The organism is Burkholderia pyrrocinia, assembly GCF_022809715.1.
GTDB lineage: Bacteria > Pseudomonadota > Gammaproteobacteria > Burkholderiales > Burkholderiaceae > Burkholderia > Burkholderia pyrrocinia_C.
In genome coordinates this window covers 597,437-608,936 of record NZ_CP094461.1, presented here as the reverse complement: position 1 = coordinate 608,936, position 11,500 = coordinate 597,437, and the positions used below count along the sequence as shown (strand labels likewise).

General features: G+C 63.9%; 9 protein-coding genes and 2 pseudogenes. 4 read left to right on the top strand and 7 right to left on the bottom strand.

Features of this window, described 5'->3' with window-relative positions:
* The first annotated feature begins 30 nt into the window (after nucleotides 1-30).
* Both MRS60_RS32835 and MRS60_RS32830 read left to right on the top strand, forming a co-directional pair.
* Complete coding sequence (locus MRS60_RS32835) at nucleotides 31-468, top strand: acyl-CoA thioesterase (RefSeq protein ID WP_034184329.1); 438 nt, start codon at nucleotides 31-33, stop codon at nucleotides 466-468.
* 400 nt (nucleotides 469-868) lie between these two features.
* The gene (locus tag MRS60_RS32830; RefSeq protein ID WP_243567439.1) at nucleotides 869-2,188 is read left to right on the top strand and encodes an MFS transporter; all 1,320 of its coding nucleotides are present in this window, start codon (nucleotides 869-871) and stop codon (nucleotides 2,186-2,188) included.
* Nucleotides 2,189-2,387: 199 nt separating this feature from the next.
* Here the strand turns inward: MRS60_RS32830 and MRS60_RS32825 are convergent, their stop codons facing one another.
* Nucleotides 2,388-3,311 carry a LysR family transcriptional regulator gene (locus tag MRS60_RS32825; RefSeq protein WP_034184327.1) on the bottom strand — a complete coding sequence of 308 codons (924 nt, stop codon included), beginning with the start codon at nucleotides 3,309-3,311 and terminating at the stop codon, nucleotides 2,388-2,390.
* A 331-nt stretch (nucleotides 3,312-3,642) separates the two neighbouring features.
* Entirely contained in the window at nucleotides 3,643-4,722 is a 1,080-nt protein-coding gene (locus MRS60_RS32820; protein ID WP_243566902.1) for an extracellular catalytic domain type 1 short-chain-length polyhydroxyalkanoate depolymerase, read from the bottom strand.
* Nucleotides 4,723-4,890: 168 nt separating this feature from the next.
* Here MRS60_RS32820 and MRS60_RS32815 point away from each other — a divergent pair.
* A pseudogene (locus MRS60_RS32815) lies at nucleotides 4,891-5,190 on the top strand (Tn3 family transposase); the annotation flags it as partial.
* Between the two features lie 266 nt (nucleotides 5,191-5,456).
* Nucleotides 5,457-5,598 (top strand): annotated as a pseudogene (locus MRS60_RS35250) (IS701 family transposase); the annotation flags it as partial.
* Nucleotides 5,599-5,610: 12 nt separating this feature from the next.
* Here MRS60_RS35250 and MRS60_RS32810 read toward each other — a convergent pair.
* Genes MRS60_RS32810 through MRS60_RS35100 form a run of 5 tightly spaced genes read right to left on the bottom strand, consistent with a single transcriptional unit; the run spans nucleotide 5,611 to nucleotide 11,399 of the window.
* Entirely contained in the window at nucleotides 5,611-6,738 is a 1,128-nt protein-coding gene (locus tag MRS60_RS32810; RefSeq protein ID WP_243566900.1) for a Rieske 2Fe-2S domain-containing protein, read from the bottom strand.
* A 24-nt stretch (nucleotides 6,739-6,762) separates the two neighbouring features.
* Nucleotides 6,763-8,463: an NAD(P)/FAD-dependent oxidoreductase gene (locus tag MRS60_RS32805; RefSeq protein WP_243567438.1), complete on the bottom strand. Its 1,701-nt coding sequence runs from the start codon at nucleotides 8,461-8,463 to the stop codon at nucleotides 6,763-6,765.
* A gap of 58 nt (nucleotides 8,464-8,521) precedes the next feature.
* Entirely contained in the window at nucleotides 8,522-9,607 is a 1,086-nt protein-coding gene (locus MRS60_RS32800) for a monodechloroaminopyrrolnitrin synthase PrnB family protein (RefSeq protein ID WP_217589258.1), read from the bottom strand.
* A complete protein-coding gene (locus MRS60_RS32795; RefSeq protein ID WP_217589260.1) occupies nucleotides 9,607-11,223 on the bottom strand; it encodes a tryptophan halogenase family protein in 1,617 nt (538 codons plus the stop codon). Before MRS60_RS32795 ends, MRS60_RS32800 begins: the two co-directional genes overlap by 1 nt.
* Nucleotides 11,220-11,399, bottom strand: coding sequence for a hypothetical protein (locus MRS60_RS35100; protein WP_347814859.1), 180 nt, complete (start codon nucleotides 11,397-11,399; stop codon nucleotides 11,220-11,222). The genes MRS60_RS32795 and MRS60_RS35100 overlap by 4 nt, the downstream gene beginning before the upstream one ends.
* Nucleotides 11,400-11,500 lie beyond the last annotated feature (101 nt).

Sequence of the window (11,500 nt, the reverse complement as noted above, 5' to 3'; positions counted from 1 at the left end):
CGGGCACAACCTCAACCCACAGGTGCCAAGATGACCCGAGCCTTCACACAGAAATTCGACGTCACGTATCGCGACCAGGATCCCGCCGGCCACGTCAGCGCGACGATGTATTACGTGTACATGCTGAATGCATACATGGCTTACGCGCATGAACTGCTGGAGGTGCCGCTCGATCAGGGCATTCCGCAGATCATGCTGAAGACGTCGTGCGAATACGTCCGTTCCGCGAAATGGGGGGAATCGCTCGAATTGAGCGCGCGAATCACGCGTCTCGGCACGAAGAGCTTCGACCTCGAATACCTGATCACGCTCGCGAACGACGCCGACACCGTGATCGCGCGAGGCGCGTCGACGCACGTCGCTTACGACTACGTGACGGAATCGACGGTGCCGCTTTCGGACACGTTCCGCGCGCGCGTCAGGCAATACCAGGAGGAGGAGGCGCCCGAATTGTCCGAAGTCGCCTGACAAACCGCGCCCCCACTGCGCCCGGTCCGATGCCGGGCGCAGCGCCACGGTCGGCCGGGGAGAGCGGATTGCCGCTATCGAAAACCGGATGCACGGCGCGCGAGCGGTGTTGACTCGTGCGAAGGCGTCCGGCTCACGACAGGTTGTACCGAAAAGGCTACGTTAGCGTGAAACCGGCCAGAACGGCACACGCGAGCGAGAAGATCAACGTTCAATACAGGGTGAACGTCGAAAGGTTGCACAGTAATCGAGTGTGATGACAAGCCTGGCAGGACCGGGGTTCGCCAAACCTGAATGCCTGCGCCAGGAGAACAACGGGCGATATGGAGCGCTGCAACCCGTCCTGCCTGTCGACACACATGAAAACTGCTGCAAACGGGATGCGTTCATATGGACCGGCATGTCCACTGTCGTCTCGCTCCAGAATGGCGATCGCACGTCGGCGCTGTATCGCCGGCTCGACCGCCGCCTGCTTTCCTTTCTGCTCATCTGTTATTTGTTTGCATGCCTTGACCGGCTCAATGTTGGTTTCGCCCGGCTGCACATGCAGTCCGACATCGGCTTGACCGATGCGCAATACGGGCTGGCCGCCGGCATATTCTTCATCGGATACGCGCTCTTCGAGGTGCCGTCCAACCTGCTGCTGCCGAAAACCGGCGCACGCAAGGCCATCAGCAGGATCCTGGTGCTGTGGGGCCTGACGTCCGCAGCCATGGTCGCGACGCGCGATGCGACGACGTTCTATGTGCTGCGCTTTCTCCTGGGCGTCTTCGAGGCCGGATTCACGCCGGGCATCCTCTTCTATCTGACCTGCTGGTATCCCGAATCCCGCCGTGCGAAAGCCATCGCCGCAGTGATGATCGGCGGCCCCCTTGCGGGCGTGCTCGGCGGCCCGCTGTCGATGTGGATCATGACGACCTTCGCAGGCTTGGGCGGCCTGTCCGGCTGGCAGTGGATGTACCTGATCGAAGGGCTGCCGTGCGTCGCGCTCGGCATCATGGCCCGCGTGCTGCTTGCCGATCGCCCCGAGACGGCATCGTGGCTGTCACCCGAGGAGCGGCAGGAACTCGTCGACATGGCCGCGAAGCCTCAACATGCGAAGCGGCACGGTTTCGCCGAAGTCGTGAAGGACCCGTACGTCTATTTGATGAGCGCCGCCTATTTCTGCGTCATTTGCGGCATCTACCTGATCAATTTCTGGCTGCCCGGCCTGCTGGCGGCCGGCGGCGTCACCGATCCGATGAAGATCGGCCTCTATTCGTCGATTCCGTTCGTTGCCGCGACCATCGGCATGATCGTCGCCGGCCGTAGTTCCGATCGCCGCAACGAGCGGCGCTGGCACAGCGCGATTCCGGCGCTGGTCAGCGCGATTTCGCTCGCCGCTACTGCCTTGTCGAGCGACAGGCTCGATGTTTCGCTGATTTGCATCACGATTGCGACGACCGCGATGTGGATGGCCTACACGGTATTCTGGACCATTCCATCCGCCTATCTGAAAGGACCCGCCGCCGCGGGCGGCATCGCGCTGATCAATACGATCGGCGTGTTGGGCGGCTTTTTCAGCCCGGCGGCGATCGGCTGGCTGCGGACGTCGACCGGGAGTTTCCGCGCGTGCCTGCTGTTGATGGTGGCCATCATGGCCATCGGCGCCGCGCTGCTTGCGGCCACCCGACCCGCTCCCGTTTCCGGGCGCGGGAAAAGTGAAATATGCGAACGTTGATGCACGGATGAGGATGTGTTTTGTCGATCGTCACCGTCTCGGGCGCGCATCCGGCATCGGCTTCATCGACTCTCGCTCCGTTCGATGCCGTCAGCTAACCTGACCGTCCTTGCTGCGGCATCCGCCCGGCGGAATCGCGGTCGGTGCCGCCGCCTGCCGGCCGCGCGCGATGCGCTGCCGATCGATCCGGCGCGGCGCGCTATATGTCGAGCGCGCCGTCCGCAGCCCGCGCCATCGCCTTCGGCAGATACTCCTCGATGATCTTCACGACGACCTGTGTCTTCGAAGGGACGGGCCGCGTGACCGGCAGCAGCGCATGCAGGTCGAATCCCGGTACCGTGTAATCCGGCAGCAGCCTGACGAGCCGGCCGGATTCCAGGGCGTCGATGCAGACGTGTTCCTGAAGGACGCCGATACCCGCGCCGTTCAGCAGTAGCTCGTAGACCGGCCGCCAGTGGCTGGTGCTGATGACGACGTTGATCGGCGTCGGCCGCACCGATTTAGACGGGCACATCAGGCGAAGCTGGCCGTCGTTGAAGAGCCCCGTGACGCGAATGAATGGGTGCCCGACGATGTCGGTCGGTTCCTCCGGCAGCCCGTGCTTTTCGATATAAAGCGGCGACGCGACCAGTACGCGTCGTACATAACCCAATCGACGCGCGACGAAATTGCCATCGCCGATCTGGCCGAGCCGCAATGAAATATCGACGCCCTCGGTGACGGGGTCGGTGATTTCGTCATTCAGGACGAGATCGATATAGAGCTGCGGATTATGTTCGCGGATTACCGTGAGTATTTCCGGCAGCACGACTTCGCCCAACCCATGTGGCGCGGCAATGCGAATGCGCCCACGCACGATCTTGTTGCCGAGCGTGACGACGGCCCGTGCCTCGTCGGCCGCGTCGAGCACGATCTTGCTTCGCTGATAGAACAGAATGCCTTCATCGGTGCACGACACCGCACGCGTGTTCCGAAGCAGCAATTTGACGCCGAGAAACCGTTCGAGCCGATCGACGCGGTCGCTAACGGTAGGTTGGCCCAGGCCGAGATCTTTCGCGGCCCTCGACAAATTGCCACGCTCGACAACCCGCACGAATATTCGCATGGCCGCAAGCAAATCCATAGTCCCTCGATAATCGGAAGAATTTAGTTATTCTGGAAGACGAAAAAGCAGATTCGTCCGTTTTTTTTCCGGCCGGCGGTGAGCGATAGAGCCCATTTGGAATGTTGCGATCTCGTTACGTGGGGCGGATGCGTAACTATACCCAATCCTGTCAACTTTTTGACGAATAGGTAATTCAAAGTGCCGGAAGTGGTCGGTGTGGCGCGTCGTGTGCGGCAATCAAGAGGCTGAATAGCTGGGTCGGCACGTCACGACTAATGACTTTCGCAAATCGGCAGCATTTATTGAGTCCATCCTGCTGGGCGAACGTCGAAACAGGCGCGGTCACGTTTCATGCGGCGCCGCGACGCTGCCGTCTAAAAAAATCCCAAAGCTTCGCCGTCGCGTCAGGACCCTTGTCGGAATGAAACGCTTCGCGAGGGTCGCCACCGCTCCAAGCGTGACCGAGGCCTCGAACGATACAGATCCTCACGACGAGCCGGCCGGCCTTCAGAAAGTCCACGTAGTCGACAGCATCGCGCGTATATGTGCGCTGTTCGCCGACGCGTAACGCGCCTTGGGCATCGACCAGCTGGTTGAGCCGTGCAAATTCGACGCCGAGCTGTGCGGCGTTGCGCTTCGCGACAACGGCATCGAGCTCACCGTGGACGATGATGGCAGGCATGCCCGGATAGCTGGAGACGTCGACCGACGCCTCGATCAGGCGCAGCGGATCTTCACGACTGCCATTACGCATGACGCGCATGGCGCTCATGGCGGAACTTGTGACACCGAACACCGGGCCCGAGTGTAGACCGACGGCGGCAAAGAGCGCGGGGTAGTGAATCCCTAGAACCGCGGCGAGGCCGGCTCCCGCCGAGATGCCCGCGAGATAGACGCGCTGATGGTTGAAGCCGTGTTCCCGGACGATCGCCGCGACGAGCGATGCGACGGCAGGCGCCTCGGAGTGCGTCAGGTTCTCGTGCCAATGCCAGCATCGATGAGGGTGCGCGGTCTTCGCCTGCTCGGGAAGCAGCACCGCAAAACCGGCGCGATCGGCGAGCCGGCAAATGCGCGTGCCGGCGGCGAACGACTCCACAGTCTGCCGGCAACCATGCAGCATGACGACGAGGGGCAGCTCCGCCGGCACCGCCGCAGTAGCCGGCAGATACAACGCATACGTGAGATGGTTGACGAGCCGGCCGGCCAATGGCGGCGCGGAATGAAACGAGCGTATCCACCGACCGGCCGCTCGCATCGATGGAGGGCGGCCCGTACGCGGTTTGCCGACGCGCTTCGTGGCGACCGGACGAGCGGTCTTGACCGTCGGCGGTTTGCGCGCGACGTTTTTCCTCTTCTTCGGCCGAGCGACCGTCAGGCTGGAGAGCAGATCGAGACCGCTGAGCCAGACGTTGGTCTTTTTCCTGGGCATGGGCGATGGCAGTAAGAACTCGCTGTCGATGTCACGCGGCGGTGGCGGGTTTGCGTTCGACGCCGAACGACACCCTCATACTAACGCCGCGGCGCACGCGGCGTGCACCAACTCGGGTGGTTCCGAAAGTATGGCTCGGCGAATGGTTTCGACGCGTGACGGCGACCCGGTGCATCGGCCCACCAGCTTCAGCTCGCGATCTACACCGGCAGAGTGGCCCCCGAGCGCGGTCGACGTCGCGATGAAATGTTGACGAACCTTGTGATCGCCTGGAACACGCAGCGCATGCAGGCGACGGGCGACGGCTGGCGACGCAAAGGACGACGGGTCGACGACGAGTGGTTGCGCCGGATGGGGCCTGCGCATTTTGCGCACGTGAACTTCAGGGGCGCGTTGAGCTTTCCCATCGATCAATACGGCGATGTCCTGCTGGAAGCCGCGCCCTGGCAACGAGGTACGGGTTCATGAGGCGTGCAGGATAGAGAAGGGCGGCGTATCGGTACCGTTGGCGGACTGGCGTCCGTCCGATGAAGTCGACGAGCGTGATCAGCGCCAATACCGGTCTGCGACAGGATCGTGCAGCACCGCACCCCGATGAGGGGGAGCAGTGTGAAATTCGAAAAAATCTTGATATGAACAGGCAGTCGTGAGGCCTCCGCGTTGCTTGCGCGACGGTTTGGCGCAAGCAACGCAGCGGCCCATGAGGATCGGTTCTGGTCCTCTGCCGATCGCCCATGTCCGTGACTGAACGCACACGGTTTTACCATTCGCGAATGGATCGACGTTCTGCTCATCGCCGTGCCGCTTTGTTCGCCGGCATGCTTCACCGAGCTGCTGTGCGGCCGCATGATTTCGCCCGAGGGATGGGTGACCCGAGATGACACTCGATTACGATCGCGACCAAGGTGAGGGCACGTGCGGTCGAGCAGTCGCGTCGGCGACGCGGTCGACCCAGCCCCGGTAGAACGCGCGGTACTTGAGCACGAGCTTGTCGTACCTGCTGTATGCGCCGCCGCCGTCAGGCTTCATCCCGTTCCAGATCTTGACGTCGTACCCCGCGGCCTGTCTGGTCTGCAACCCGAACAGCACGTAGTCGGTCGCGCGGCGCAGGGCGCCGCCCACCTTCTTGATCGAGATGAGCATGTGCATGACGTTTTTGCCGTCGCTCACCGGCGTCACACACTGGAGCAGCTTGTATTTGAAGTCTCCGTCCAGCGCGACGGTCATGACGCACCCGCCGGGGTAGCCATCGAAGTGCAGGTTCATCTGCGACATGTTCAGGCCGAGCGCGCGCGACAGCATGCCGAGGGGCCCGAAGTACCGGTCCACGGTGAAGTCGATCCCGGCACCGAACCACGCGCCCGCCCGGGCCAGCGACTCGACCTCCGGCCACCGGCGCCAATCGTCGAAGAGCTTGAGCTCGAAGGCCGAGATCGGGAGCGCGTGCACGGGGGTCGCGTGCTGCGCGTCGTAGAAGTTCTCGACGATCCGCAAGACCGCCGTCGTCGTCTCGAACGCGAAGTGCAGGTGCATGAAGTCGTTGTTGTCGACGTCGGCCGCGGCGATTTCGGGCAGCGGATGCAGCGGCTGCGGGGAACCGTACCAGACCCACACGTAGCCGTATCGCTCGGCGGTGACCAACGTCGGCTGGCGCGCCCCGCGCGGGACGGGCTCCAGCCGGCTCACCGCCGGGCTGTGGCCGGGGATGTGAACGCACTGGCCCTGCTCGTCGTACCGCCAGTGGTGAAACGGGCACTGGATGCACCCGTCCTTGACCCGCCCGTCAGCCAGGTTCGCGCCGAGGTGCGAGCAGTGGCGGTCCATCACCACGGCCCGCCCCGTCGCGCCGCGCCACGCCACGCACGGACGGCCGAAGAGCGTCAATTCCGTCGGCTTGTCCTTGAGGTCGTCCGAGCGCATCGCGACGTACCAGCTCGCGGCCAGGCGCGTGGTCGCGTCGTACGCCCCCGGGGTATGCTCGTTGGCGACCGCTTGATCCAATTGAACGTCGTTCATCGTTTTCGTGTAGGTGTCGGCCGACTACTTCAGCGCCAAGCCGATGCGGGTCGTGATGTACGCCTTGAGCAGCGCGAACATCGGGTTGTAGTCGAAGTACTTTTTCACTTCTGCCGGCGCGCTGGTTTGCGTCCAGTGCATCAGCTTCAGCGCCGGCAGCAGGCTGTACTTCGAGTTGTTGAGCTGCGGTTTGGCCCCGGTGATGCAGTACCCGAAGCCGAACATCGGCCTGGCGAAGTCTCGTTCGTCGATGAGGGCGTGAATCCGCGCCGCGGCCTCCTCGGCCCGCTTGCGCCCGGCGCTCACGGCCTCGACCTCGGCTTTGGCGTCGTTGAACAACTGGTAGTACCCCTCCATGTCCGCGCACAGGTATCCGAGGTACGGTGGGTCGTTGTCGAGGTGATCGAGGTCGCCCTCGTCACGCGACGCGCGGAACCTCGCGTGGGCTTGCACGAGCCGGAACTGCCCGAGGATCGTGCCGACCGCCCACAGCCTGTGGAACGCGTCCCACAGGCGGAAATCCGAGAACGCCGTGTAGCAGCAGCTGACGAAGTCGTCGTTGTGGTCCAGAAGCTTCTGCTGCAGGCGCTCGATGTACTCGAAGCGCTCGGGGGAGAAGTCGTCGTCGCGCAGCGCCTTGATGAGCCGCGCCGCGAGCGCGTGGATGGTCACCGCGGTGTTCTCGAGCCCCCGGGAGAAGAGCGGGTCGATGAACCCGTTCGCGTGCAGCATCAGGCAGTAGCGGTCGCCGACGCAGGCGGTCGACGAGAATTGCAGGCGGTCGGTCTTGACCCAGTCGCGCACCGGCACGGCGTCCCGGAACTGCGCGCCGATGCTCGGGAACCGCGCGAGGAACTCGTCGAATTCCTGCTGCGCGGAGATGTCCGTTTTCGGATAGACACGCGGGTCGAGCTGCAGGCCGACGCTCACCAGGTTGTTGGTCGACCGCGGGTGGTTGTTGAACGGAATCACCCACAGCCAGCCGCCCGCGAACATGTGGTGCAAGGTCCCCTCGTGCCAGCGCCAGCGCTGCCCCTTGACCTTGAAGATGTCGTCGAACGGCTTGACCCCGAGCATGTGCGTGTAGAGGCTGCGCGAGTGCGTCTTGAAGCGACACGGCTCTTCGCGGAGCTTGAACTTGGTCGCGAGCGGCGCGCGGGGGCCTCCGCAGTCGATCATGTACCGGCCGGTGAACCGTTCGCCCTGGGCGGTGGTCACCGCGACGCCGTCTTTGTCGGCGTGGTATTCGGTCACGCTCGTCTTCTGGCGGACCGTGCAGCCGTATTTGATGGCGGCTTGCAACAGGTAGGCATCGACGTCCTGCCGATAATAATGGCTTTCCGGACCCCACGGCAGTTCGGGAATGACGCACTGCGTGAACTCCTTCGGGTCGTGCTCCTGGCCGGGCTTGTGGAACACGAAGCCGAAGTTGCGCTTGATGCCCGTGCTCGACGCGACGTAACGCTGCGTCGAGTAGAACGACGTGATGCGGTCGAGCTCCGGAATGCCGTAGCGATCGGCGATGATGCGGTTCATGAGAGACGTCTCGGGGATCGACGATTCGCCGATCGTGAACCGCGGGTGCGACGACTCCTCGATGATCAGCACGCGAAACTGTTGATTGGCCAGGATGGCCCCCATCTGGGTGCCGGACATGCCCGAGCCGAGAATGATCACGTCGAAGTGGTTGCTGTCGCGCCCGTTCGCGGGGCTGTTCTGAATCATGGGGGCATACTCTCCTTGTGAGATGGAACACATCGCCGCACGCGTCGGGCGTCAGGTGTCAGGGCTCGTCGAGCGCGGCGCGGAGGCGGGACCGCGCGGCACGCGTGAGCGTGAGCAGATCGACGAGCGCGCTTGGCGCGTACCCCCCGCTGCCGATGGCGGGGCCGCTTTGCCCGGCTTCGTACGCCCGCTCCGCCAATTTGAGGTGAGGTGCCCGGAAGCGCAGCAGGACCTCGAAGACCCGGTCGAGGGCCGCCAGCCCGGCCCTGACGGGCTCGCCCCGCGCGCCGGCCGCTTGCGCCTCGCCGAGCACGCGGTCGACGAGCGCCGGCTCCCCGGCGAACCGGGCGTAGACCGCCCTGTACGCGGGAAGCACGTAGGGCAGGTACGTCTCCTTGAATTCTCGATAAGCTGGGTGGTCCGATCGCGAGCCCCACAGCACGTGCTCCAGCACGAAGAGGGGCATTTCCACGGCCCCGGGGCCGAGGTAGCTCTGGCCCCCGACTCGAATCGGTTCGTAGAAGGGGCGGAGCTCGTTGTAGAAGACCTGTACCGAGATGAAGCGGTAAGCGTAAACGATCGATTCGACCATTTTCTGCAGATAGGCCGCCAGCTCGTCGCACCCTTGCGCGAACGCGGGCGACCGCAGGGGTACGTCGTACAGCTCGACGGTCACTTCGATGGCCGCCTCGAGGGCCGCCATCGAGATGCGCACGCTCTCGAGCAGGTGCCCTTCGTCGCGCAGCCCGGTGTAGCTCCGCTGCGCGTCGGCCGCCGCGGGGTTCCAGACCGTCACGTGCAGGAGCGTCTCGCGCGGCGGCAGGTCGGTCGCGCGCGCCAGGTCGAGCAGCACCGGCTCGAGCCCGGGCACCACGTCCGCGGGTTCGTGTCCGTGCCGCTTGAGCGACCCCAGGAAGAACCCGATGTCCCGCATCGCGGCGGCGGCTTCGACGAAGCCCCAGCCGGAGGGCACGCCGCGCGCCGGCAGGAACTCGCGCAACAGGCCGACGATGCCGGGCACGTCCTTTTTACGGTTCAGGTCAGGCAGTTGCAGAACGAGTGCCCGCGCCCGCAGCGGATCGCAGGCCGCCACCGCGGCGTGCGTGGCCTCGAATGCGCATACCCGGTCCAGGGTGCGCTCCACTACAGGATTTCCGGCGCCGCGAGCGTCGATCCGGGCTGGCTGCGAGACAGCCCCGCGTCGCCGTCACGCAGCGACCGCAGGTAGTCGTAGTTCGTCGGCAGGCTGGTCCGCAGACGCTCGGCCTCGCGCCGGATGCGGGCGAACATCGCCTCGGCCTTGTCGATCGACTCCGGTCGGTGCCGCAAGAGCGGCAGCGACCGGTCGGGCAACATGCCCAAGCCGGCAAAGATGCAGTAGTAGTTTCCGTTCAACCAGAAGTTCCTGAATTCGTAGTCAAACGTTTCGTAGTACGTGGAATCGTCGAACGACGTGGTGGTCAGCGGCAGCCCCGCCTTGTAGCGCTGAACCTTTTCCTTGATGGCGTCCGAGAGCCGCAGGTCGTGCCGGTTCGCGAGCCAGAACGGCGTGTCGTCGCGCGACGTGGTGAAATAGTGCGCCTGGACGAAATCCCGGCAGTCGTCGAACATGTGGACGATCTCGGCGTTGAATGCGTCCGCCAACCGCGGGTCGAACGAGGTATCGGGGAAGTGCTTCACGAGCTGGTAAAGCGCCGCGTAGATGAAGTAGATTCCCGTCGATTCCAGGGGCTCCAAAAAGCACGACGACAGCCCGATAGCGACGCAGTTGTTGACCCACGCCCGCCCGTTGCGCCCGACCCGGAACTTGATCTGGTTGAGCGGCTGCTTGTCCGAGAGGCCCCAGAGGTTGAGGAAGTCGGCGGTGGCCTGGTCGCGCGACGTGAACTTGCTCGAGAAGACGTAGCCGCTGCCGAACCGGCCCAGCATCGGAATCTTCCAGGTCCACCCCGAATTCATGGCGATCGCGGAGGTGTACGGCTCGACCCCCACGCGCGCGTCGGCGTTGGGCACGGCGCTGGCGACCGCGCTGTCGCACAGCAGGTAGTCGGACATGTCGATGAAGGGCTCCTTCAGGGCCTGGTTGATCAGGAGCCCCCGCATGCCGGAGCAATCGATGAACAGGTCCGCCTCCAGCGTGCGCCCCTCCTTGGTGGACAGGCTGGAGATGTAGCCGCGGTCGTTCAGGCGAACCTCCACGACCTCGTCGACCACCCGTTTCACCCCGCGTTCGACGGCCCAGCGCTTCAGGAAGTCGGCCACCAGGTGGGCGTCGAAGTGCCACGCGTGGGACATCTGGCGGGTGCCGTCGGACAGGCACGGTGCGAGCTTGCCGTCGAGCGCCCCGGGCTGCGGGTAGCACGCGTACTCCATCGGCTGCTGGAAGCCCTGTTCGCGCTTGCGCAGCCAGTAGTGGGTAAGCGGCACGCCGTCGCAGTTCGGCACGTTGCCGAACAAATGGTAGAAGTGATCGTCGCGCGAGCGCTCGGGCGACTTCCTCCAGTTCACGAACTTGATGGCGGCCTTGAACGCACCGTTCACCTGGGGCATCCACTCCCGCTCCGGTATCCCGAGGAAGTCGAAGAACACCTTCTGCAAACTCGGGATGGTCGCCTCGCCCACGCCGATCCGGGGGATCGCCGCAGACTCGATGAGCGTAATGTTCGTGTGCTGCTGGAGCGCACGGACGAGGTACGAGGCGGCCATCCAGCCCGCGGTGCCGCCGCCCACGATGACGATATTCTTGATCGGGTTGCTCATGACACGCTTCTCATAGGATTTGAAACCTGAATGGATAGTGCCGCCTTGTCGAGCTGAACTCGCAACTCGTCCGGTAACGCGTCATAACGTGTCTGGCTCATCACGACAAATGACAGCGGGAAGGCATGGTGAATCGCAGCGAAGTTCGGCAAAATGGAGGACGTCCCTCCACGCAATATCCGGACATCCTTGCGTCCCCAGAGTTTGATCCGAGGCTGTTCTCTTCTCAATTCAAATGGAAGCACAATCGAACAATGCGAGGCGCCCATCGCATCGG

Excerpts from the sequence above, each read along its gene's own strand:
- MRS60_RS32835 (WP_034184329.1), top strand. The coding sequence starts at position 31 with ATGACCCGAGCCTTCACACAGAAATTCGACGTCACGTATCGCGACCAG.
- MRS60_RS32830 (WP_243567439.1), top strand. The coding sequence starts at position 869 with ATGTCCACTGTCGTCTCGCTCCAGAATGGCGATCGCACGTCGGCGCTG.
- MRS60_RS32825 (WP_034184327.1), bottom strand. The coding sequence starts at position 3,311 with ATGGATTTGCTTGCGGCCATGCGAATATTCGTGCGGGTTGTCGAGCGT.
- MRS60_RS32820 (WP_243566902.1), bottom strand. The coding sequence starts at position 4,722 with ATGCCCAGGAAAAAGACCAACGTCTGGCTCAGCGGTCTCGATCTGCTC.
- MRS60_RS32810 (WP_243566900.1), bottom strand. The coding sequence starts at position 6,738 with ATGAACGACGTTCAATTGGATCAAGCGGTCGCCAACGAGCATACCCCG.
- MRS60_RS32805 (WP_243567438.1), bottom strand. The coding sequence starts at position 8,463 with ATGATTCAGAACAGCCCCGCGAACGGGCGCGACAGCAACCACTTCGAC.
- MRS60_RS32795 (WP_217589260.1), bottom strand. The coding sequence starts at position 11,223 with ATGAGCAACCCGATCAAGAATATCGTCATCGTGGGCGGCGGCACCGCG.